The sequence below is a fragment of the Planococcus sp. ISL-109 genome, from assembly GCF_018613655.1.
GTDB lineage: Bacteria > Bacillota > Bacilli > Bacillales_A > Planococcaceae > Planococcus.
Genome location: NZ_JAGGPW010000004.1, coordinates 289,589 through 312,936, shown reverse-complemented (window position 1 = coordinate 312,936; position 23,348 = coordinate 289,589). Strand labels below are relative to the sequence as shown.

The 23,348-nt window shown below is 47.0% G+C and carries 23 protein-coding genes; 7 read left to right on the top strand and 16 right to left on the bottom strand.

Annotated features, from left to right (window positions below; translation table 11 throughout):
* Nucleotides 1-28 precede the first annotated feature (28 nt).
* Together coxB and cyoE are read right to left on the bottom strand one after the other, a co-directional pair.
* A complete protein-coding gene (gene coxB / locus J7E21_RS03335) occupies nucleotides 29-1,111 on the bottom strand; it encodes a cytochrome c oxidase subunit II (protein WP_215104713.1) in 1,083 nt (360 codons plus the stop codon).
* A 55-nt stretch (nucleotides 1,112-1,166) separates the two neighbouring features.
* Nucleotides 1,167-2,084 carry a heme o synthase gene (cyoE, locus tag J7E21_RS03330; RefSeq protein ID WP_215104711.1) on the bottom strand — a complete coding sequence of 306 codons (918 nt, stop codon included), beginning with the start codon at nucleotides 2,082-2,084 and terminating at the stop codon, nucleotides 1,167-1,169.
* Nucleotides 2,085-2,430: 346 nt separating this feature from the next.
* Between cyoE and J7E21_RS03325 the strand changes: the two genes are divergently transcribed.
* Complete coding sequence (locus J7E21_RS03325) at nucleotides 2,431-3,348, top strand: COX15/CtaA family protein (RefSeq protein WP_215104709.1); 918 nt, start codon at nucleotides 2,431-2,433, stop codon at nucleotides 3,346-3,348.
* A 34-nt stretch (nucleotides 3,349-3,382) separates the two neighbouring features.
* Here the strand turns inward: J7E21_RS03325 and pyc are convergent, their stop codons facing one another.
* From pyc to J7E21_RS03310, 3 genes are all read right to left on the bottom strand, one after another.
* Nucleotides 3,383-6,823 (bottom strand): pyruvate carboxylase, encoded by a 3,441-nt coding sequence (gene pyc / locus J7E21_RS03320; RefSeq protein ID WP_215104707.1) that lies wholly within the window; start codon nucleotides 6,821-6,823, stop codon nucleotides 3,383-3,385.
* A gap of 15 nt (nucleotides 6,824-6,838) precedes the next feature.
* A complete protein-coding gene (locus tag J7E21_RS03315) occupies nucleotides 6,839-8,005 on the bottom strand; it encodes an FtsW/RodA/SpoVE family cell cycle protein (RefSeq protein WP_215104705.1) in 1,167 nt (388 codons plus the stop codon).
* Between the two features lie 69 nt (nucleotides 8,006-8,074).
* Complete coding sequence (locus tag J7E21_RS03310; RefSeq protein WP_215104703.1) at nucleotides 8,075-8,356, bottom strand: Fpa/YlaN family protein; 282 nt, start codon at nucleotides 8,354-8,356, stop codon at nucleotides 8,075-8,077.
* 164 nt (nucleotides 8,357-8,520) lie between these two features.
* On the opposite strand from J7E21_RS03310, the gene J7E21_RS03305 reads away from it, so the two are divergent.
* The 3 genes from J7E21_RS03305 to J7E21_RS03295 are packed head-to-tail and all read left to right on the top strand — an operon-like array spanning nucleotide 8,521 to nucleotide 9,691.
* Nucleotides 8,521-9,027 (top strand): peptidyl-prolyl cis-trans isomerase, encoded by a 507-nt coding sequence (locus J7E21_RS03305; protein WP_215104701.1) that lies wholly within the window; start codon nucleotides 8,521-8,523, stop codon nucleotides 9,025-9,027.
* 11 nt (nucleotides 9,028-9,038) lie between these two features.
* The gene (locus J7E21_RS03300) at nucleotides 9,039-9,242 is read left to right on the top strand and encodes a YlaI family protein (RefSeq protein ID WP_215104699.1); all 204 of its coding nucleotides are present in this window, start codon (nucleotides 9,039-9,041) and stop codon (nucleotides 9,240-9,242) included.
* On the top strand, nucleotides 9,242-9,691 hold the full coding sequence (locus J7E21_RS03295) for a hypothetical protein (protein ID WP_215104697.1): 450 nt from the start codon (nucleotides 9,242-9,244) through the stop codon (nucleotides 9,689-9,691). Before J7E21_RS03300 ends, J7E21_RS03295 begins: the two co-directional genes overlap by 1 nt.
* Here the strand turns inward: J7E21_RS03295 and J7E21_RS03290 are convergent.
* Both J7E21_RS03290 and typA read right to left on the bottom strand, forming a co-directional pair.
* On the bottom strand, nucleotides 9,685-10,014 hold the full coding sequence (locus J7E21_RS03290) for a YlaH-like family protein (protein ID WP_215104694.1): 330 nt from the start codon (nucleotides 10,012-10,014) through the stop codon (nucleotides 9,685-9,687). The two genes, J7E21_RS03295 and J7E21_RS03290, sit on opposite strands and share 7 nt — an antisense overlap.
* Before the next feature lie 23 nt (nucleotides 10,015-10,037).
* Complete coding sequence (gene typA / locus J7E21_RS03285; RefSeq protein WP_215104692.1) at nucleotides 10,038-11,885, bottom strand: translational GTPase TypA; 1,848 nt, start codon at nucleotides 11,883-11,885, stop codon at nucleotides 10,038-10,040.
* Between the two features lie 109 nt (nucleotides 11,886-11,994).
* Between typA and J7E21_RS03280 the strand changes: the two genes are divergently transcribed.
* Nucleotides 11,995-12,204, top strand: coding sequence for a YlaF family protein (locus tag J7E21_RS03280; protein WP_215104690.1), 210 nt, complete (start codon nucleotides 11,995-11,997; stop codon nucleotides 12,202-12,204).
* A 52-nt stretch (nucleotides 12,205-12,256) separates the two neighbouring features.
* On the opposite strand, the gene J7E21_RS03275 is transcribed toward J7E21_RS03280, so the two are convergent.
* A complete protein-coding gene (locus J7E21_RS03275) occupies nucleotides 12,257-13,054 on the bottom strand; it encodes an inositol monophosphatase family protein (protein ID WP_215104688.1) in 798 nt (265 codons plus the stop codon).
* A 90-nt stretch (nucleotides 13,055-13,144) separates the two neighbouring features.
* Nucleotides 13,145-13,339 (bottom strand): hypothetical protein, encoded by a 195-nt coding sequence (locus J7E21_RS03270; protein ID WP_215104686.1) that lies wholly within the window; start codon nucleotides 13,337-13,339, stop codon nucleotides 13,145-13,147.
* Between the two features lie 154 nt (nucleotides 13,340-13,493).
* Between J7E21_RS03270 and J7E21_RS03265 the strand changes: the two genes are divergently transcribed.
* Nucleotides 13,494-14,138, top strand: a complete 645-nt coding sequence (locus J7E21_RS03265; protein ID WP_215104684.1) for a YktB family protein — start codon at nucleotides 13,494-13,496, stop codon at nucleotides 14,136-14,138.
* A 12-nt stretch (nucleotides 14,139-14,150) separates the two neighbouring features.
* Here the strand turns inward: J7E21_RS03265 and J7E21_RS03260 are convergent, their stop codons facing one another.
* Nucleotides 14,151-14,429: a UPF0223 family protein gene (locus J7E21_RS03260; RefSeq protein ID WP_215104682.1), complete on the bottom strand. Its 279-nt coding sequence runs from the start codon at nucleotides 14,427-14,429 to the stop codon at nucleotides 14,151-14,153.
* A gap of 9 nt (nucleotides 14,430-14,438) precedes the next feature.
* On the bottom strand, nucleotides 14,439-15,410 hold the full coding sequence (locus J7E21_RS03255; RefSeq protein ID WP_215104680.1) for an NAD(P)H-dependent flavin oxidoreductase: 972 nt from the start codon (nucleotides 15,408-15,410) through the stop codon (nucleotides 14,439-14,441).
* A gap of 192 nt (nucleotides 15,411-15,602) precedes the next feature.
* Between J7E21_RS03255 and J7E21_RS03250 the strand changes: the two genes are divergently transcribed.
* A complete protein-coding gene (locus J7E21_RS03250; protein WP_215104678.1) occupies nucleotides 15,603-17,072 on the top strand; it encodes an aminotransferase class I/II-fold pyridoxal phosphate-dependent enzyme in 1,470 nt (489 codons plus the stop codon).
* Between the two features lie 59 nt (nucleotides 17,073-17,131).
* Here J7E21_RS03250 and J7E21_RS03245 read toward each other — a convergent pair whose 3' ends face one another.
* The 5 genes from J7E21_RS03245 to pdhA all read right to left on the bottom strand — a co-directional run bounded on the left by J7E21_RS03245 (nucleotide 17,132) and on the right by pdhA (nucleotide 23,187).
* Nucleotides 17,132-17,998 (bottom strand): polysaccharide deacetylase family protein, encoded by an 867-nt coding sequence (locus J7E21_RS03245; protein WP_215104676.1) that lies wholly within the window; start codon nucleotides 17,996-17,998, stop codon nucleotides 17,132-17,134.
* Nucleotides 17,999-18,105: 107 nt separating this feature from the next.
* A complete protein-coding gene (gene lpdA / locus J7E21_RS03240) occupies nucleotides 18,106-19,515 on the bottom strand; it encodes a dihydrolipoyl dehydrogenase (protein ID WP_215104674.1) in 1,410 nt (469 codons plus the stop codon).
* A 5-nt stretch (nucleotides 19,516-19,520) separates the two neighbouring features.
* The gene (locus J7E21_RS03235) at nucleotides 19,521-20,918 is read right to left on the bottom strand and encodes a dihydrolipoamide acetyltransferase family protein (protein ID WP_215104672.1); all 1,398 of its coding nucleotides are present in this window, start codon (nucleotides 20,916-20,918) and stop codon (nucleotides 19,521-19,523) included.
* A gap of 175 nt (nucleotides 20,919-21,093) precedes the next feature.
* A complete protein-coding gene (locus J7E21_RS03230) occupies nucleotides 21,094-22,071 on the bottom strand; it encodes an alpha-ketoacid dehydrogenase subunit beta (RefSeq protein ID WP_215104670.1) in 978 nt (325 codons plus the stop codon).
* 3 nt (nucleotides 22,072-22,074) lie between these two features.
* A complete protein-coding gene (pdhA, locus tag J7E21_RS03225; RefSeq protein ID WP_215104668.1) occupies nucleotides 22,075-23,187 on the bottom strand; it encodes a pyruvate dehydrogenase (acetyl-transferring) E1 component subunit alpha in 1,113 nt (370 codons plus the stop codon).
* Between the last annotated feature and the right edge of the window lie 161 nt (nucleotides 23,188-23,348).

The following is a 23,348-nucleotide window of genomic DNA, read 5'->3' as shown; positions in this document are numbered from 1 at the left end:
TTTACCTCCTTTTTTAAGCTCTGAATCTTTACTCTTCCACTTTCAAGCCCATCAAGTATGCAGCAAGAGCATCAAGTTCCTGATCAGAGAATGGCTCACCATTATTCAGTGAAGCTGCATTCGGCATCAAGTTACCTGGCTTATATTGCTGTGGATCTGCAATCCAGTTTTTCAAGTTTTCTTCGTTATGTTCCATGAAGCCGGCAACTGTGTTGCGGTCACCGAATGTTGCAAGGTTCGGACCGACTCCCGGAGTAGCTCCTACACCACTAGTTGCGTGGCATGCGATACAGCTTTGCTCAAATAGTGCTTGACCTTCTTGAGCAACAGCTTCTGTAGGTGCTTCTTGTTCTTCCTGCATTCCAGCTACCCATTGATCAAAGTCTTCGCGGTTAAGCGATTTCACTTTGAAGTCCATTAAAGCATGGGATGGGCCGCAAAGCTCAGCACATTTTCCGTAAAATACGCCGTTATCAAGCTCTGCCGATTCACGGTCGAATTCCAAGTAGAACGTGTTGACGTTTTCAGGGTTGACGTCTAGCTTACCGCCAATTGACGGAATCCAGAAAGAGTGCTTGATGTCTGCCGAAATCAAGTTGAAGTAAACGCGCTCTCCTGTTGGAACAACGAGTTCCTGAGCTGTAATGATTCCTTGTTCAGGATATTCGAATTCCCACCAGTAAAGTTTACCGGTGACGTTGACCGTCAAGCTCTCAGCAATGCCTTCTTCAGTTTGTGCATCCATCGCCGTGACATCTGCCAAGTCGAATGTGGAATAAACTGTAGGGACAGCGAGGATCAAAAGCAGGACGATTGGAATTGCAGTCCAGATAAACTCAAGCCGTGCACTTCCTTCGACTTGTTCAGGGATCATATCCTCCCCTACTTTTGAACGGCGGAATTTCACAATTGCCAATACATAGATGATTGAGACGACGATGATAACAAATAACATGACGACGGAAGACAATATCAGCAAGTTGAACTGATCTTGTGCGACCTTACCAGCCGGTATCAGCGTCGAAATTTCTTCGCGCCCGCATCCCGAAAGAACAACAAGCAATGCGGTCATCAATGCGAAAAGGCGCCATTTCTTTGGTCCTTTCATCATAGCTTTTCATACCCCTCTCTGAATAAAATGTTTTACATATAAGTGAAAATGAAATTTAGACGAAAACTGCAAAAATGATCATCGATACAAATAGAATCGTCATATAATTCAACGAATAGATGAACATTTTCTTCGCCCATTTCAAATCATCCGCCACACTAAAGCCTCGGATTGCCAGAACTAACCATCCGATATTCAAAGCAGTGGCTAAGATAATGAAGCCAATTCCCAGTTCCGTCAGTAAAAACGGCAATGGAAACAGCAGTAAAACCCATGCAAGCATCGATTTTTTTGTCCGGTGGAACCCTTTGACCACCGGCAGCATCGGGATATTTGCAGCCCGATACTCTTCCGTCCGTTTCATTGCTAGCGCATAAAAATGCGGCGGTTGCCAGATGAACATAATCAGAAACAACGCCCATGCGCCCATACCGAGCGTCGGCTCCACAGCAGCCCACCCGATTAATGGCGGGATAGCTCCGGAGATGCTGCCGACGATCGTATTTCCAACATGCCTTCTCTTCGACCACATCGAATAAAGTACGACATAAGCGAAAATGCCGGCTATTCCCAGTAGCCCTGCTGAAACAGAAGCGGAAAACAAAAAGAGTTCGCCTATAACGATGAAAGAAATGGCGAGTGCCAAGACAGCGGATGGCTTAAACCTGCCCGTAACCGTTGGGCGAGATCTTTTGCTAGCCATCAGTGGATCGATGTCTGTGTCGATGTAATTATTCATCGCCGCAGACCCCGCTATGATCAATGCCGAACCGGCGAGTGTGTAGACGAGAATGTCCATATGGTCAAGAAAGTTCGTTCCTGAAAACTGGAATGCGAGCCAAAGCCCCGTGAAGACTGTAATCAAATTGGAATTCACTATCCCAATTTTAATAAGTGCCAAAAAGTCTTTTGTGAACGTAGTCGCTTCCACAGCTTCAGTCGGTTCTGCAGGCAAAGACCGGCCGTTTGACATATAACTCCCTCCTTTCAAAGTTGTAAGCATATTCCGCTAATCATAACTATATCTAAATTCCAGCGCTTTTTCTACATATTACTGAAATTTCCTGATATAAATGATGATTTCACGCAATTGGTCTTACTTATATTCATCTTTAATCATACAGTAGGTTCCTCGTTATTTTAAGATAGAAAAAACGTTGTTTTTGAACAGTTTGTGAAGGTCGCTGTTATTATGTCCAAATCTTGAAAGTTTAGGCGAACGCTCATTTCTCGTTGTATTTTAAACGCAGTTTCGCTATCATCGAGTATGCAGGTTATATACAAGGATAAAAGTTTTTCTAAAAAAAGTAGGTGACATATTGAAAAGTAACATTTATATAAAAGTGTTCGGTGTGCTCGCGACTCTTGGCATGCTGCTCATTCTCCTTGGCGGTGCGCTTGTCACGAAAACCGACAGCGGCTTGGGCTGCGGGCGGAACTGGCCAGATTGCAACGGCAATCTGATTCCACGCGAAATCACACCAGAAGTATTGATCGAGTTTTCACATCGTTTGGTTACAGGCGTTGTCGGCATTCTCATTGTGATTCTCGCAGTATGGGCTTGGCGCAAGTTCGGCCATGTGCGGGAAACGAAATTCCTTGCGGTTTTAGCCGTATTCTTCCTCGTGCTCCAAGCCTTAATCGGAGCTGCTCAAGTTTTATGGGGACAAGGAGATTTCATTCTTGCTCTTCATTTCGGTATTTCACTGATTTCTTTTGCGGCTGTTCTGCTATTGACTTTGCTCGTCTTCGAAGTCGATCGGAAGTTTGATGCTGATCGCGTGCAGATCGGGCGCAAATTGAAATTCCACACGATCGGTGTCACTTTGTATTCATATATTGTCGTTTATACGGGAGCACTGGTCCGCCACACGGATTCAAGCTTGATTTGTTCCGATTGGCCGTTATGCCGCAATGATCAGTTTGCTCTCCCCAGCAACATGTACGAATGGGTTCAGATGGGTCACCGCTTTGCTGCTGCGCTCATCGTCATCTGGCTCGGCATCATTGCTCTCCATGCATACCGCCATTACCGCGACCAACGTGTAATTTATTGGGGCTGGCTCATCGCCTTCATCATTGTGCTGTTGCAGGCTACGACCGGCATGCTGGCCGTCTTGACGAAACTTAACTTGGCTGTCGCATTGATGCATTCTTTGCTGATTTCAATGCTGTTCGGATTACTGTGCTATATGGTCCTGCTCGTCTCGAGAAGCAAATTCATCAAGAGCAAATAAAAAATTCCGGTGCGAAGTTCGCACCGGAATTTTTTTATTTTGTTTCCATTTCGATCAACAGATCTCCTGTAGAAATGCCGTCTCCAGCAGTCACATAAATTTCCTGGATCGTTCCGTCAAATGGCGCCTGGACGGTCGTCTCCATCTTCATCGCTTCTGTGACGAGCAAGTGATCGCCACGTTTTACTTTCAGCCCTTTTTCACCGATTACTTTGAGCACGGTGCCAGGCATTGTTGCTGCGATATGGTTTTCTTTAGTCGGATCGGCTTTTGGTTTTGCCGACTGGTCAGTTTCCACTGTTATATCTTGTATGCTCACTTCACGTGGCTGGCCGTTCAATTCGAAGTAAATGATGCGTGTACCGTCTTTTTGCGGCTCGCCGATGGACACGAGTTTGATCATCAAAGTTTTACCTTTTTCGATGTCGACTTCGATTTCCTCGCCGAGGCGCATCCCGTAAAGGAATGTCAGCGTATCAAGAACGGATACATCACCGAATGTTTGATTGGTGACAGTATATTCTTCGAACACTTTCGGATAAAGCGCATAAGCCAACACTTCGTGGCTCGTCACCGGACGTTCCAAGCGGGCGAATAATTTTTTCTCGATGCCTTCAAAATCTGCCGGTTCCAAAAGCTCACCCGGACGTACCGTGATCGGCTTGCGTTCTTTTAAAACGACATCTTGCAACTCTTTCGGGAATCCGCCATGTGGCTGGCCGATATAGCCTTCGAAAAATTCGATGACCGATTCAGGGAAATCGATGCTTTCGCCGCGCGTCAGCACCGTCTCTTCGTCCAAATCGTTTTGGACCATGAACAACGCCATGTCCCCTACAACTTTCGATGATGGAGTTACTTTCACGACATCTCCGAACAATAAGTTAACACGGGAGTACATTTCTTTCACTGCTTCCCAGCGCATGCCGAGGCCGACCGCTTTCGCTTGCTGCTGTAAGTTGCTGTATTGGCCGCCTGGCATTTCATGCACATAGATTTCTGAATGTGGACTGTTCATGCCGCTTTCGAAATCAGAGTAGTATTTGCGGACATCTTCCCAGTAATGGGACAATATTTCAAGTGACTTGATGTCGGCGCGGACTTTCCGTTTGCCGCCGCTCATCGCGTAATATAGCGTGTTGGCGCTCGGCTGGGATGTAAGCCCTGCCATTGTGCCAAGAGCCGTGTCGACGATATCGACGCCCGCTTCGATCGCTTTGGAGTATAGGTAGATGCCGTTTCCGCTCGTGTCGTGTGTGTGCAGATGAATTGGCAAGGAAACCGTATCTTTCAGTTCGGAAACAAGGCGGTATGCCGCTTCCGGCTTCAACAGACCGGCCATATCTTTGATTGCCAGAATATGGGCGCCTGCAGCTTCGAGCTCTTTCGCCATATCTTTATAATACTGCACCGTGTATTTATCACGGCTCGGGTCGAGAATATCACCCGTATAGCAAATCGCGGCTTCCGCGACTTTGCCGGAGTTCCGGACTTCATCAATTGCAACTTCCATGCCTTTGATCCAGTTCAAGCTGTCGAAAATACGGAACACATCGATTCCTGCATCCGCTGATGTCCGTGCGAATTCACGGATGACATTGTCCGGATAGTTCTTATAGCCAACTGCATTCGCTCCGCGGAACAGCATTTGGAACAAGACGTTCGGAACGTCCTCACGCAATTTGATGAGGCGCTGCCACGGATCTTCTTTTAAGAAGCGGTACGATACATCAAACGTTGCCCCGCCCCACATTTCCATCGAGAACAAATCGCTCTGAAGGCGTGCGGTTTCTTTTGCTACCGCGAACATATCATGGGAACGCATGCGAGTTGCAAGAAGCGATTGATGGGCATCGCGCAATGTCGTATCTGTCAACAAGACATCATCCTGCTCAAGGATCCACTTAGCCAAGCCTTCTGGGCCTCGCTCGTCCAGGATTTGCTTCGTGCCTTTTGGGACTTCTGTGATGATATCGATTTCAGGCTTGCGTGGTGCTGCATGAACCGGTTTCTTTTTCTTTTCGATTCCAGGGAAGCCGTTAACCGTGACATTGCCGATATAGCTGAGCAATTTCGTTCCACGGTCTTGGCGCACAGGGAAAATGAACAATTCCGGTGTGCTGTCGATAAAGCTTGTATCAAAATCACCATTGATGAAGTTTTGATGTTTTACTACATTTTCAAGAAACGGGATATTCGTTTTAATGCCCCGGATCCGGAATTCCTGCAAGTTGCGGTCCATTTTAGCAGCCGCTTCCTTGAACGTCGTCCCCCAAGTGGAAACTTTCACGAGCAAAGAATCGTAATACGGGGAAATGACCGCTCCCTGGAATCCATTTCCGGCATCCAAGCGAACGCCAAAACCGCCGCCTGAGCGATAAACCATCAAACGTCCGGCATCCGGCATAAAGTCGTTCAACGGATCCTCCGTCGTAACCCGGGATTGGATGGCAAAACCGAACAATGGGATATCTTCTTGTTTTGGAATGCCGATTACATCGCTGTGGAGCGTATGCCCACGTGCGATATTGATTTGGGCATGGACGATGTCGATCCCTGTAACCATTTCAGTAATGGTATGCTCCACTTGGATGCGGGGGTTGACTTCAATGAAATAAAACTCATTCCCAGCTACCAGAAATTCAACGGTTCCAGCATTTATGTAATCGATGTTGTTCATCAATTTGACTGCCGCATCGCAGATTTCGTTGCGCAAGCTTTCACTGATCGAGTTGGAAGGTGCAATTTCCACTACTTTCTGGTGGCGCCGCTGGATCGAACAATCGCGTTCATATAAATGGATGATATTACCATCAGCATCTCCTAAAATCTGTACTTCAATGTGTTTTGGTTTGTCCACGAACTTTTCCACATACATTTCATCGGAACCGAATGCAGCTTTCGCTTCGGATTTTGCCCGTTCGTATGCAGAAGCCAGTTCACTTTGATCTTTGACGATACGCATGCCGCGTCCGCCGCCGCCGAGTGAAGCTTTGATCATGAGCGGGAATCCGGCTTGTTTGCTGAATGCCTCAATTTCTTCGAGCGATTCGACGGGGCCATCCGTACCGGGAATGACTGGAATGCCTGCAGCAATGGCCTGGCCACGGGCCTTGACCTTGTCCCCGAACATATCGAGATGACGGGACGTTGGGCCGATGAAGATGATACCTTCTTCTTCACAACGCCGCGCAAAATGGACGTTTTCTGACAAGAACCCGTATCCAGGATGAATTGCGTCAACATCCGAATCTTTTGCAATGCGAATAATGTCTTCAATGTCCAAATAAGCATCGATCGGCTTTTTGCCTTTGCCGACTAAATACGATTCGTCTGCTTTGTAACGATGAAACGAACCACTATCTTCCTGCGAATAAATCGCAACTGTCCGAAGATTCAGTTCTGTACAGGCGCGGAAGATCCGAATAGCAATTTCTCCGCGGTTGGCTACCAAGATTTTATTCATCTCTTTCACTCTGTCGCACACCCTTTACTTTTTCGTTTTTTCGTATTTATTGAACATGGAAACATTCATTAATACTCCCATAGCTAACGATAACAAAATAACGGACGTTCCGCCATAGCTTATAAAGGGAAGCGTGACTCCTGTCAGCGGAATAATTCCGGAAAGGCCGCCCAAGTTGACGAAAGACTGGATGCCAATCATGCTCGCCACGCCAGCTGCAAGCATTCGCGCGAGCGGATCTGTTGTCGTCATCGCGATCCATAATCCGCGCAGCACGATAAATCCAAGTCCGCCGATTACAAAGAAAACGCCGAAAACGCCGAGTTCTTCGGCAATGACCGACATGATGAAATCCGTATGCGGCTCCGGTAAATAGCCGAGTTTTTGAATCGACTGGCCAAGCCCGAGACCACTTAAGCCCCCTGACCCGATCGCCAAATAACCATTGACAATCTGAAAACCGAAGCCGAGTTCATCCGAAAAAGGATTAAAAAACGCATCGATGCGCCCCATCCGCTTTTCAGTAAAAATCAGATCGCGCGCAAACACCATCATTGGCACAATGAAGACCGCCGCAGCGGCAACAACCATGCCGGCCAATTTGATAAATGGCTTTAAGCGGACGCCGGACGCCGCCATGACTGACAGGCCGACCGCTCCGATGATGACCATTGAACCAAGATCCGGCTCGAGGAACACCAATAGCAGCACACCCGTCAAAATGATGACAGGAGGAAAAATCGATTCATTCAATTTATTGATGGAACCGTTTCGGTATTTGTTGGAGAACACACCAGCCAAATAAAAGATGATGCCGACTTTTGCAACTTCCGACGGTTGGATATTGGCGAAGCCAAGGCTGATCCAACTTCTTGCGCCACCCGCCGCAAAACCGATAAAGTGCACAAGGATGAGACCGGTGAAGATAACGGCGAGCACAGTCGCCATCATCCATTTTTTATTGAAATGTTTGTACGGGAAAATGGCTGCCACTAAAAATGCGGGGTAGGCAATCGCCAAGTTGATCAGTTGTTGTATGTAAAAGCGGTCCGGCGAATCGTTGTAATAGTTTACGGACCACGCCATGCTGGAGGAATAGATCATGATCAGCCCGAATATCGTCAAGGCCAGGTAGGTGAATAATAGCGGATAATCGATGTACTTCGCGTATTTCTTGATGTAGGATTTCATAGGTTTTTTCCCTCATTCAATTGGATTCATTAGTAAAAAAACTCAAACAGGAATCGTTTGAGTTTTGGGTCATTTATTTGTATACGCTTCATGAAGAACAGATAATCCCTTCTCCAGCGTATCCATTAAATTTTTTCCGGTTTCACGTTCGATCAAGCCAAGCTTAACCGCAAAATCGATTTCCCGTGACAAGCCAAACATTTGCGTATCAAGAACTTCTTCATATAAAGGGCAGGAAGGCAAAGTCAGATGGTCCATCTGCACCTTGATCAATTGCTCTATTTTCTCTGCATCAGCTTTAAGGAGTTCCAACGCTTTTTCTTGATAAGTCTGTTCTTCTGTATGTTCCATGAGGACTCCCCCATCACTCGTATTTCTGCTCCAATAGCCTGTATAAAGTGTATCTTTAACTTCGTTAAATTGCAAGTCTCTCCCTATAAGGATTAAACACTTTGGGAATTGCATGTGAACAGGTATACTGAGGAAGAGAGATACTATAATGGAGGGTTTTACTTATGGAATTCATAGTACCGTTTAAAGGCGAAGTCGCATACAAATTAACTTTGGATCCGACCGTGTGGATTTTCGACGACCGGAAACTCGATCTTCAAACCTTCTTCACAGAAGAGCAAATCGTTAAAGATGAACTCGAAGAATACAAACGCGGGATGGGTGAACATTGGTCGCGCGAAATCATGGAAGGTGCGACCGTGCCGCCTACTTTAAACTCTGAAAAGAAATACAAACGACATGAAAAACAAGCCATGCTTACAGGAACATTCGGCATGCGCTTCCAGCCATTTTTGGAAAACGCGGAGCCGAACGCAAGCGCTTCAAAAGTCGTATTTGAAACAGCTTCCGGCGAACATGTCTTCCCGATCGAACATGCCAAAAAATTGATCTTCAAATTCAGTGAAAACGGCAAACCGCTCCGCGAAGATGGCCCGGTTCATATTCTATTGCCCGATGGCTCGAATGTGGATCAACCGATTACACATATTCATGCTATCCGAGTCGAATAGGAGGAACCACTATGCGCGTACAATGCGTCATCTGCGATAAAATTGAAGAGCTTGAAGAAGATACGCTGCAAGCGAAGCGCCTCCGCAATCGGCCGATCCACACGCATATGTGCCAGGAATGCAACGAACGGATCGCCAAACGGACCGAAGAGCGCCTCGCCACAGGCGCGTTCCATTTCTTCCGCAGCTCCCGCAGCATTGAGGATGATTTTTAATGAAGATTTTAAAAGGACTTTGGATTGGATTCTGGAGCGGCCTCATACTTGGCCTTTTGATGAAGTGGATGCAAAAAGTAACGGGGGTCCGCATTTATGAGCTATTGCTGAATGTTGATTTTATCCCAACCATCGGCCAGGTCGACTGGTCCGAGCTGACTGAATTTGTTTTTCATTTGATCATTTCCTTAGTGATCGGGATCGTTTATGTTTATTTGGCCAAGCGCCGCAAGTATACGTTCGGGCAATTGACCATACTAAGCCTCATTTTGACTTTGCCGACTTACTTATTATTTTTTCCGTTATCTTTTCTTGCCGTTGAAGCCGATGTACCCAGCCCAACAGACATAGAGGCTTTTCTTTATTGGATCCTCGCTCATCTGACATATGCACTATTGTTGCCAGTCCTTTACAAAACATTCGAACGAAAAAACGCTGCTTCTCAATGAGAAGCAGCGTTTTCACGTTTTTCGCGCCAAAGGCGGATTTTATAGAGAATGAGGATCAATGCGGCAATAACCAAACCTTCGACTACAGGAAGGAAAAAGGCCAAAAATGTTAAACCTAATCCACCTGCAGCCAAAAACAAGATGATCACTGCATTTTTTCCTAAAGGCAGTTTTTTGGCAAAGCCCAGTTTATACACAAGTGCCGACAAAATGAAGATGACTGCAAAAAGTGCATATCCCGCCATTTCATAGCTCGGCAAGTTCTGGTAAAGAACTCGGGCTACCGGATACATATTCTCAAAGACAAAAGACTGTTCGTCCACTGATTATACATCCTTCCGGTTATTTATTCTTCGATGGCTACTTTCTTTTTCTTCGAAACACGTTCGCGCTCGCTTTTATCAAGAATTTTCTTGCGCAAGCGAATTGATTGCGGAGTGATTTCACAATACTCATCATCATTCAAGTACTCAAGTGCTTCTTCCAAGCTCATGATGCGGCGTTTCTTCATCGTAGTCGTCTGGTCTTTGTTCGCTGAACGGATATTTGTCGCAGCTTTGATCTTAACGATGTTAACAGTCAAGTCGCTGTCGCGGTTATGTTCACCGACAATCATGCCTTCATAGATTTCAGTACCCACTTCAACAAATGAAGTTCCACGGTCTTCGATACCCATCAAACCATAAGTTGAAGATTTTCCGCGTTCCATTGAAACAAGAACGCCTTGGCGACGTCCGCCAACACGGCCGGATGCTACTGGTTGGTAGCTGTCAAACGTATGGTTGATGATACCGTAGCCACGAGTCTGCGTCAGGAATTCAGTTGTATAACCGATCAATCCACGTGCAGGAACGTTAAAGACAAGACGCACTTGCCCGCTTCCGTTATTGATCATATCAAGCATTTCGCCTTTGCGTTCGCCAAGGGATTCAATGATCGATCCCGTGTACTCTTCAGGAACGTCTACTTGTACGCGTTCAACCGGCTCACAGCGAACGCCATCAACCATGCGGACGATTACTTCAGGTTTTGAAACCTGCAGCTCGAATCCTTCACGGCGCATGTTTTCAATCAGGATCGACAAATGCAACTCACCGCGGCCTGATACTACCCAAGCATCCGGTGAATCCGTAGGGTCTACACGCAAAGATACATCAGTTTGCAACTGCGCATCCAAACGTTCCTGAATCTTCCGGGAAGTGATCCATTTTCCTTCTTTACCGGCAAACGGACTGTTGTTGACAAGGAATGTCATCTGTAAAGTCGGCTCATCGATGCGGAGGATCGGCAATGCTTCCTGGTGATCCTGTGGTGTCACAGTTTCACCTACGTTGATATCTTCCATGCCCGAGATGGCAATCAAATCGCCTGCTTCGGCTTTTTGGATCTCAACGCGTTTCAGCCCCATAAATCCGTGGATTTTGGTGACGCGGAAGTTTTTAATGGATCCGTCCAATTTCATTAATGATACGGATTGTCCAACTTCAATCGTGCCGCGGAATACGCGTCCGATTCCGATACGGCCAACATAATCACTGTAGTCAAGAAGCGCTACTTGGAATTGCAGCGGCTCTTCACGGTTGTCGATTGGTGCTGGGACGTGGTCCATAATTGCATCGTAAATGACCTGCATAGTTTCTTCTTGGTCAGCAGGATCAGATGAAAGACTTGCAGTTCCATTCATGCCGGAAGCAAAAATAACCGGGAATTCCAATTGGTCGTCGTTCGCTTCAAGTTCGATGAACAATTCGATGACTTCATCGACAACTTCATCAGGACGCGCGAAATCGCGGTCGATTTTGTTGACGACTACAATCGGCTTCAAGTTTTGCTCAAGCGCTTTTTTAAGAACAAAGCGCGTTTGCGGCATACAGCCTTCATAAGCATCGACAACGAGTAAAACACCATCAACCATTTTCATGATACGCTCCACTTCACCGCCGAAGTCGGCGTGTCCAGGAGTATCCAAAATGTTGATCTTAGCGTCTTTATATTGAATCGCGGTGTTTTTTGCGAGAATCGTAATTCCGCGTTCTCTTTCAATGTCGTTGGAGTCCATCGCCCGCTCATCAACATGTTCGTTTGATCGGAAGATTCCGGATTGCTGAAGCAACTGATCCACCAATGTCGTTTTGCCGTGGTCAACGTGTGCGATAATTGCAATGTTACGTAAATCGTTTCTAAGGTTAGTCATAACTTTCACTCCAATATTCTTTTTTCGAGCCTATAACTGTGCTAGTATAGCACATATAGGGGAAAAACCCTACGATTTTATTTCATGCATACGCAGGAGGTTAGATGGAATGAAAGAAGCGGTCATAGAATCATGGCATAATATAAAATGGGTTTTTGTGCTTTATTCACTTGCTGCCATTGGCGCAATGGTGTTGATCGGTGTTGCAGTTGCGCTGCGCAGCATGCCGGGAATCGCCCTTTCAATCTTATTATTGCTCGCTGTTATGGGGCTCGGATTCAAACGGAAAAAAGACATGCGAGAAGCCGGAATACTATAACTCCACAAGAAAAAGAGGCGGATTTTTCCGCCTCTTTTTTCTTTGTCTTGCATTATGGTTGTTTCGGCTTGATGTACTCGTTGATCAATTTGCCGTGAATGGACGGGTTTGCAGCTACAAACGTATCCGACTTTAAAAGGTTTACCGGTTCGCCGGAAAAAGTGCTCGCGACAGCGCCGACTTCTTTGGCCATGACTAACCCCCCCGCAATGTCCCAAGGTGAAAGCCGCATGGAGATATATGCATCGATGCGCCCGCTCGCCAAATATGCGAGCTCCAGTGCCGCAGAGCCGTACGAGCGCACGCCGCGCACATCATGGACCAGGCGGATCGTCGCTTCATGGTCGATATGGGAGTTCGGTGTCGCCCAAATCGGATTCATGCCGATAATCGATTCGTTAATGTCCGTTTCAAAAAGCTTCTTCAGCCGTTCATCGTTGTAATAAGCGCCTCCGCCTTCAATTGCGTGGTAGAGATCATCATTGACGACATCATAAATATAACCCATCTTCCCGACGCCATCTTCATAGATGCCGAGCGAAATGGCGAAATTGCGCCGTTGATGCACAAAATTCATCGTGCCGTCAATCGGATCCAATAGCCAAACGGTACCGCTCAACTCTTCAATGTTGTCACCGAAGCCTTCTTCCCCGAACACGCGGTGGCCAGGAAAATCTTTACGGATGTGGCGGATAAAAAACTTTTCCACTTCTTTGTCTACATTGGTGACAAGATCATTTGCGTGAGCTTTTGTATCGACCGTAATATCGCTAAGAAATGAATTTCGGATGCGGTGCCCCGCTTCTTTTATCATCGATTTTATGTAACGGTCCATTGCGTGCTGATCCATGTAAGATTTCCCCCTCATTTCTCTCTAGTATAACGAAAAAGGCATCCGCTGTCTTTTGCCAGCAGATGCCTTTAAGGTATGGATGATTTTTCACAGTGCATGAAGGGCCTCCAGTTCTACCTGTATTTCAGTAAGCCGCTTCTTGCTCTTCGCTTTTTGCTCGTCGTCGTTTTGCTGCATTGCATCGTACAAGGTGGCCAATTCGTAATCAAGCTCTAGCTTCAACGTGTTGACGTATTCTTTCTCTACATCCGCCTTTCGGATAACCTGAATCATCTGTTTCATTTTGAGCGCCCCTTCCCACGTTATCGGAATATTCCGACCGCGATGTTTGTTATCCTCCTTTACCCCAATTCCGATTGCTGAAAACTTATTTATATTCTTTCTTTCCAAACTTCGTTACACTAAAACCTGATGTTGCATTTAAGGAGGAATAATCATGAACTCTTATTGGACTGAGCAGGATTTTCATGTTTTTGAAACCGACGGCCTTGAAGCACGAATGGAAGCTTTGACAAATTATGTCCGCCCGAAATTCGAAGAGTTGGGGCAAGACTTCTCGGCTTATTTCTCCGGGGAAACTGGAGATGAATTTTTTCCGCATGTGGCAAAGCATATGCGGCGCACCGTAAATCCGCCAAATGACAGCTGGGTGGCGTTTGCTCCCTATAAGCGCGGGTATAAAGCAGTTCCCCATTTTCAGATTGGGTTGTGGAACAGTCATGTATTTGTCATTCTCGCTGTGATTTATGAAGCTCCCGGCAAACCGGACATGGCGAACAAGCTCATCAAGCTCGACGCTTTAAGTGAATTGCCGAATGACTTTGTGGTTTCCGGCGACCATATGAAGCCGGACGCTGAAGCCATCGAGTCACTTGGCGAACAAGGAATCGAAAAATTACTGGTCCGTCTTCGCGATGTCAAAAAAGGTGAACTGGTTATCGGCCGCCACCTGGCACGGACTGACGCTTTATCACTTGATAAAGACGCATTTTATGCATTTGCAGAAAAAACATTCCGCGAGTTATTGCCTGTCTACCGCAACTTGCTCCAAATTAACGAAAAAACCGCCGTTCAGCGCTGAACGGCGGTTTTTTCATGATTTTTTAATGCGGATCAATTCGTCGCCCGATGCTTCTTTCATCCTTTTGATGACCGCGTAGCTTACATAGCTGCTTTCTTCTTCGAACTCACGGAAATAGTTTTTTTCTTCAGCCATCGAAGGCACAACCTTTTTGAACTTCCGGTATTTATCCATCAACTCTTCCCGTTTGATGCCTTTTTCATATGCATCCTCGATCGCTTGAAAAAATTCCACGACATCGACGATTTCATCCGTCGTCCAGTCAATGGAAAATGGATACGAATAATCCATCTCTCTCGCCTACTTTCCTTCAGTAATACCCCAACGTGCGCGAATGTCCTCAGCCTGTCTAACCATCCGGTCGAACAGCTCCTGCACAGACGGCACATCGTGGATCAACCCTGTCACTTGCCCAGCCCATCCAAAGCCTTTTTCAGCATCGCCGTCGTAAATATAGCGCTTGTTGGCGGTGCCGCTAATATAATCCTTCAGTGCTTCGTAGGTCGGTGTTTCTTTTTCAACCGCCAAAATCTGGTCGGTCCATGTGTTGGCGAGCGTACGCGCCGGTGCACCGATGCTGCGCTTAATGATTACGGTATCGTTTTCTGTGCTGTCAATCAAGTTTTGCTTGTAAAGTTGTGATGCATGGACACATTCTTTTGTCGCGATGAAGCGTGTGCCCATTTCAATTCCTTCTGCACCAAGGGCGTGTGCTGCCATCCAGCCACGTCCGTCGCCGATACCACCGGATGCGATGACTGGAATCGACACCGCATCGACCACTTGCGGGATGAGCACCATCGTCCCGATATCATCACGCCCGAGATGTCCACCGCCTTCGTGCCCGACAACCATGACCGCATCTGCACCGAGCTGTTCGGCTTTTTCAGCTTGTCGCCTTGCTGCCACCAACACCAATTTCTTGATTGATGTGCCTTTCAATTGTTCGAATATCGGCGTCGGATTGCCCCCCGTCATCGAGACGACCGGCACATTTTCTTCGATGGCAACATCGAGCATATGTGAAAAGGGCCTGCCGTGCTCTCCAATCGCAAAATTCACGCCGAATGGCCGACCCGTCAGTTCGCGGACTTTTTGGATCTCTCTTCGCAATTCATCCGGACCCGGCAAACTCATCGCTGTAATCTGACCTAAACCGCCAGCATTCGAGACAGCGGCGGCAAGGTCAGCATATGCCAAGTAAGCCAAGCCTCCTTGGATAATTGGGTAGTCGATGCCGAGCAGTTCTGTTATTTTCGTTTTAAACGCCATAATTCCACTCCTTTTTTAGGTCCTCAAGTTTTCTATTCGCGATACTTGTTGAAATTCCTTTTCCCGGGCAGCTTCCCTATATATGCTCCAAGAAAATAACTGATGCATTGCAAGTATATGTATAGTAACAAAATCTTTCGCATGCTATAATTTTTCTTGTTTTCATTTTAGTAAAGTGAGGTGCACGTCCCATTGTCCCAACTCGAAACTCCACTCTTTGATGCATTATTAAAGCATCGAAATCGGCATCCTATACAATTTCACATTCCGGGCCATAAAAAAGGCCAAGGCGTCGATCCGGCATTCCGGGAATTTGTCGGCGACAATATCTTATCGATAGATCTCATCAATATAGCTCCACTAGATGACCTGCATTCCCCAAAAGGCGCCATTAAAGAAGCACAGGAACTGGCAGCGCAGGCGTTCGGTGCAGATTACACGTTCTTCTCTGTGCAAGGAACTACCGGCGCAATCATGACGATGATTCTGAGTGTCGTCGGGCCGAACGACAAAATTCTCGTTCCGCGCAACGTCCATAAATCAATCATGTCGGCGATCGTATTTGCCGGAGCCATCCCGGTCTTTATCCACCCCGAAGTCGATCCGGATCTCGGGATTTCCCACGGCATTTCTCCGGAATCAGTGGAGAAAGCATTGATTGAATACCCCGATGCCAAAGCGGTTCTCGTCATCAATCCAACTTATTTCGGTGTAGCCGCGGATTTGAAACGCATCGTGGATATCGCCCATAAGAAAGATATCCCGGTGCTTGTCGACGAAGCACACGGAGTCCATATCCATTTCCACAAATCACTGCCGGTCTCGGCTATGTCAGCGGGCGCGGATATGGCGGCCACGTCGGTCCACAAACTGGGCGGCTCGATGACGCAAAGCTCTGTCTTGAATGTGCGGGAAGGGCTGGTGTCGCCAAAGCGCGTGCAAGCCACCTTGTCGATGCTCACGACAACTTCCACGTCCTACCCAATTTTGGCATCACTTGATACGGCGCGCAGGCAGCTTGCTATACATGGCTTCGACCTGATCGACCGGACAATCCGTTTAGCTCAAGACGCCCGCAAGCGCATCAATAAAATCCAACACCTCCATTGCGTTGGAAAAGAGCTGCTCAATTCTTCCGCAACGTTCGATATGGATCCGACGAAATTATTGATCAGCGTCAAAAATCTCGGGATTACCGGCCATCAGGCGGAAGAATGGCTGCGAGAGAATGCTAATATTGAAATCGAGCTATCTGACCTTTACAATATTCTGTGCCTCGTTACGCTCGGGGACAGTCGCAAAGAAATCAATTTGCTCGTCAATGCGTTGCAGCGGATGAGTAGTGCACTCGAGACGGAAAACGCCATAATGGAACCCATCGTCTTGTTGCCGGACATTCCGCGCCTAGCAATGACTCCGCGCGATGCTTTTTACGCTGATACGGAAATCGTCCCGATCGACCTGGCAGTCGGCCGCATTTCCGCAGAGTTTATTATGATTTATCCACCAGGCATTCCAATTTTCATTCCGGGAGAGATCATTACCGAGGAAAATATTTCCTATATCCACACCAATATTGCTGCAGGCTTGCCGGTGCAGGGACCTGAAGACGATTCCCTGCAAACATTGCACGTCATTAAAGAACATCAAGCATTCCGCTAGAATTCCCGATACATGTTCCACAAGAAAAAGGTTCTGGCATATTTAGCCAGAACCTTTTTTTACGATTGGATTCCTTCTATTTCGTCCGGATCAACAAAATCGTAGCCTTTATCCCGCAGCCCCTTGATGATTTCAGGCAATGCCTCTTTCGTCCATTCCCGGTCGTGCATCAACAAATTACCCCCGCTATTGAGTTCAGGTGCGTTGACCATGATATCCGCTAGTGCCGCTTCTTCCATATAGCCCTGCATGAAGTCATAGCCGTATGTCCAGTTCATGCGCACCATTCCCTGCTCTTTTGAAAGTGCATTGCTGAATTCAGTGTTCACGCCGAACGGAGCCCGGAAAAACCGGGGCGCTTCACCGATGATCGCTTCCACCGTATCATTGAGCGAAACAATTTCCTCCTGCTGCACAGTCTCTGTGGATTGCTTTAAATTAACATGGGTATTCGTGTGATTGCCGATTGCAAAGCCCATGTCATAAATCTTCGCTAATGTTTCCTTTTCTTCCTCGGTATCCAAAAAATGCCCGTTCACAAAGAAAATAGCCGGCACATCGAGTTCATTTAAAATTTCAGCCATTTCAAGTGCATATGTATCGGGTGCGTCATCAACCGTAATAAGAACTGCTTGTTCATTAGCATCTCCTATCGGCTCCACTTTGGAGTTCTGTGGATTGATCCGATAGCTTGGTTCATCGGCCGCCTCTGCTTGTTCCTCTTCTTGTTCCTCTTCTTGTTCCTCTTCTTCCACGGCTTCTTCAGTTGCTTTTTCATCTTCAGCCGGTTCTTCTTCTGTTTCTTTCCCGCTCACTTCAGCCGTTGCCATTTCTTCTGTTGCCGACTGTTCTGCTGATTGTTCTTCAGCACAAGCGCCAAGCAAGAGAACTGCGCACGCTGGCACTAGCCAATTTTGCTTCTTCATGATTATCCCCCATTTCGGCAAATTTTATCATGGTAAATTTTATCATAGATGACCAACCAAAAGCATAGAAAAAAGGACCGCTAAATGCGGTCCTTTTAAAAAACGCCTTATTTAATGATGTGAATCGGTGTTCCAAGAGCTACTTCCGCAGCTTCCATTGTAATTTCAGACAAAGTCGGGTGAGCGTGGATTGTCATTGCAATATCTTCCACCGTCATGCCTGCTTCAATCGCTAAACCGATTTCCGCAATCATGTCTGAAGCGCCTGCTCCAACGATTTGTCCACCTAGCAACAAGCCATCTTCTTTACGGGACACAAGTTTTACGAATCCTTCAGTAGCATTAAGAGCGAGCGCACGGCCGTTTGCGCCGAATGGGAATTTCGCCGCTACCACTTCAAAGCCTTCTTCTTTCGCTTGCTCTTCAGTCAAACCGGCACTTGCAAGTTCAGGGTCTGTAAAGCAAACCGCTGGAATCGCCATGTAATCGACTTCTGACTTTTCGCCAGCAATCGCTTCAGCAGCAATTTTGCCTTCATATGATGCTTTATGCGCCAATTGAAGCCCAGCCACAATATCACCGATTGCATAAATGTTCGGGATGCTTGTGCGGCATTGCTTGTCGATTTCAATCAACCCGCGCTCGCCCATTTTGATGTTAAGCTCTTCAAGGCCCATTTCATCTGTGTTCGGACGGCGCCCGACAGTTACCAATACGTAGTCAGCGTCGATTGTTTTCTCTTCGCCGCCAGCTTCATAAGATACGGAAACACCAGAATCTGTTTCTTTTACGCCTTTAGCAGACGCTTTCGTGATGACTTCGACGCCTTTTTTCTTCAAGCCTTTTTTGACGATTGCCGTCATTTGTTTCTCGAAGCCAGCAAGGATATCTGGAGCTCCTTCAAGAATCGTCACTTCAGAACCCATGTTCGCATAAGCAGTTCCTAGCTCAGTTCCGATATATCCACCACCGATAACGATAAGCTTTTTCGGAAGTTCTTTTAAGCCTAGCGCGCCCGTAGAATCCAATACGCGCTCTGAATACTTGAACGTCGGAATTTCAACGGGGCGTGACCCCGTTGCAATGATTGCGTTTTTAAACTTATACGTCTGTGCAGAATCCGCGTCCATGATGCGGACAGTGTTTTCATCCACGAAATAAGCTTCACCGCGGATAATTTCCACTTTATTGCCTTTCAGCAATGATTCTACGCCGCCTGTCAATTTCTTGACGACGCCTTCTTTGAACGCTTGTGCTTTTTCAAAGTTTAACGAAACTTCTTTAGCTACAATGCCCATTTCATCGGAATGCTGGGCTTCTTCAAAGCGGTGTCCGACTGAGATTATCGCTTTTGAAGGGATACAACCGACGTTTAAGCAAACGCCGCCGATATATTCTTTTTCAACGATGGTAACTTTTTGGCCAGTCTGTGCTGCACGGATAGCTGCGACATAGCCGCCAGGGCCTGAGCCGATGATGAGCGTGTCTGTTTCGATTGGGAAATCTCCTACTACCATAAGTTTTACGCCTCCATTAATAGTAATTCTGGTTCACTTAACAAACGCTTGAGGTGATTTAATGCATGCTGTGCTGTTGCTCCATCGATCATGCGGTGATCGAAGCTCATTGACAATGCTAACACAGGTGCTGCCACAATTTCACCATTTTTTACTACCGGCTTTTCAGCAATGCGCCCGATGCCCAAAATTGCGACTTCCGGATGGTTGATGACCGGCGTGAACCATTGTCCGCCTGCAGACCCGATGTTCGTGATCGAACATGACGCGCCTTTCATTTCAGCAGGGGATAATTTCCCTTCGCGAGCTTTTGTCGCGAGCTGGTTGATTTCATCGGAAATCGCAAAGACGGATTTGCGGTCAGCATTTTTAATGACTGGAACCATTAAACCTTTTTTTGTATCTGCTGCGATTCCAATATTAAAATAATGTTTCTGGATCACTTCACTCGTTTCATCATCAAATGATGTGTTGAGTGCCGGGAATTCACGCAAAGTGCTGACCAAAGCTTTTACTACATATGGCAAATACGTCAGCTTGATTTCTTTTTCGGCTGCGATGTCTTTGAACTTTTTGCGGTGTGCGACAAGTTCCGTCACATCAACTTCGTCCATAAGCGCGACGTGCGGAGCCGTATGTTTCGAATGGACCATGGCTTTGGCGATTGCTTTGCGCATGCCGGACATTTTTTCGCGCGTTTCCGGGAATTCGCCTTCTGGAGACGGTTTCGCCGCTGCTTCTTTTGTTTTTGCTGGTGTTTCTGCGTCTTGTGAAGCCGCTTCTTGAGCTGCAGCCGGCTCTTCCTGCTGTTGTCCGCCGTCCATGAATGATTCAATATCTTCTTTTAGGATTCGGCCGTTATTGCCGGACCCTTTGACTTTTTTAATATCGACTTCGTTTTCACGAGCAAATTTCCGGACGGACGGCATCGCGATGACGCGTACATTCGAATCACTCGACTCGTCTGCTTGCGGCTGCGCTCCTGCACCAGTATCGCCTTCGGGCTCAGTTTCCGGTGCCGGTACTTTTTCTACATCTTGGCCGGATTCAGCTGTGCCCGATTGCACTTGCTCTTCAGTTGTTTCTTCTTGCTTTTCTTCTTTTGCTTCAGGCTCAGGCTTTTCTCCATCTTCCTTGCCGCCTTTAAAGTGGACATCGTCTGCATCTGGAGCATCGATTCTCACCAATACATCGCCGACTATTGCGACAGTGCCTTCTTCTACAAGCACTTCCTCAACTGTTCCTGATACAGGAGATGGAATTTCAACGACCGCTTTATCATTCTGCACTTCGCACAGAATGTCGTCTTCTTCAATCGTATCTCCGGCCTTGACGAACCATTTTACTATTTCACCTTCGTGGATACCTTCACCGATATCCGGCAAACGAAATTCAAAAGCCATGCTAGTCACCCTTTCTAATGTACATTTGATACGGCGCACCATATGAAATGTTGCTGTAGATCTATATCCAGCCACCCGACTATACACACCCGCCGGCTCGACCGAACGTATTAAACTGCTATCACCCTATTTGCTTCTTTTTGAGGACAGAAAATTCTGCGCCATCATCAGCAAATCAGAAGTTCAGCACTTTTTCCGCTGTTTCTACTATATCCTTTGCATTCGGCAGCCAAACTTGCTCGGCTTGTGAGAACGGGAAAACAGAATCCGGCGCTGTTACGCGCAAGACAGGTGCTTCTAGGCTAAGAATCGCACGATCATTGATTTCAGCGACAACACTCGCTGCAATTCCCGCTTGCTTTTGCGCTTCTTGTACGACGATTGCGCGGTTTGTTTTTTCAACAGAAGCGATAATTGCTTCAATGTCGAGTGGCTGGACCGTACGCAAATCGATGACTTCGACTGAATGCCCGTCTTTTTCCAATTCTTCTGCCGCTTTGATGCTCTCCTGGACCATCGCGCCATACGTGATGATAGAAAGGTCGGATCCTTCGCGTTTCACATCGGCTTTGCCGAGTGGAATTGTATATTCTTCTTCCGGCACTTCCTGGCGGAAAGAGCGGTATAACTTCATATGCTCCAAGAAGATGACAGGATCGTTATCGCGGATTGCCGAGATCAAAAGCCCCTTAGCGTCATAAGGAGTCGAAGGAATGACTACTTTCAAGCCAGGCTGTGAAGTCATGAGGCCTTCAAGTGAGTCCGCATGCATTTCTGGGGTATGGACGCCGCCGCCGAATGGTGAGCGGATTGTTACCGGTGATGTCAGCGTGCCTCCACTGCGGTAGCGCATGCGCGCCATTTGTCCGCTGATGGAATCCATCACTTCGAAAACAAAGCCGAAAAATTGGATTTCCGCAACTGGGCGGTAACCTTGCAAAGCAAGCCCAATCGCAAGCCCCCCGATTCCTGATTCAGCGAGTGGCGTATCGAATACACGATCTTCCCCGAATTCTTTTTGCAACCCTTCAGTCGCGCGGAATACACCGCCGTTATTTCCTACGTCTTCACCGAAAACAAGAACATTTTCATCGTTTTGCATTTCTGTTTTCAGAGCGTCCGTAATCGCTTGGATCATCGTCAATTGTGCCATGGCTTACTTCGACTCCTTTGCTTTATAAATATCGAGCTGTTCCTGAACGTTGAATGGAACTTCTTCGTACATGATTCCGAGAAGGTCAGATACTTTTTGCTTCGGCGTGCTGTCTGCTTCTTTGATCGCCGCTTTGATTTCTTGTTTTGCTTTCTCGATCACTTCGTTCTCTTTTTCTTCATTCCAAAGTTTTTTGGCTTCCATATATTTACGGAAGCGAACGAGCGGATCTTTTTTCTCCCATTCGCTGTCGATGTCTGAAGTACGGTAGCGTGTCGGGTCATCTCCTGCCATCGTATGCGGTCCGTAGCGGTAACACATCGTTTCGATCAATGTCGGCCCTTCGCCTTTCACAGCTCGTTCCCGTGCATCGCGAGTGACTGCGTAGACTGCAAGTGGATCCATGCCGTCTACAAGCACGCCTGGAATCCCTGCAGATACTGCTTTTTGTGCGATTGTTTTGGCTGATGTCTGTAATTCGCGCGGTGTCGAAATCGCGAATTGGTTGTTTTGTACGATAAAGATCGCTGGTGCACGGAATGCTCCGGCGAAGTTGATGCCTTCGTAGAAATCACCTTGTGAAGATCCGCCGTCGCCTGTATACGTAACAGCGACTGCTTCTTTTTTGCGCTTTTGCATACCAAGCGCTACACCGGCTGCTTGGATGAACTGAGCGCCAATGATAATCTGCGGCGGCAAAATGTTCAAGCCTTCAGCCATCTGATTTCCTTTGAAATGGCCGCGCGAGAACAAGAACGCTTGGTGCAGCGGCCAGCCGTGCCAGATCAATTGTGGAACGTCACGGTAACCAGGCAAGATGAAGTCTTCTTTTTCCAACGCAAAATGCGAAGCCAATTGGGAAGCTTCCTGACCGGCAGTCGGGGCGTAAAATCCAAGACGGCCTTGGCGGTTCAATGAAATCGAGCGCTGATCCAAAATACGTGTGTAAACCATCCGTCTCATCAATTCTTCCAATTGCTCATCGGACAGCTTCGGGTCGTAATCCTTGTTTACAATTTCGCCTTCCTCATTCAACACTTGAACCATTTCAAACTTTTCCTCGATCGCATGCAATGTTTCTACTGGATCGAATTGCTGATTCTTTTTCGCAGCCATAAAAGCAACTCTCCTTTATCTGTATTAAAATTTTTACACTAGCTCATTGATACAATCATCACATTCTCCATCAGTATACGCGACCGCAATAACACGGTCAATCATAGAAGTACTATACATTATACGTATATACCCGATTTCAAAAATCTTAAAAATAGCAA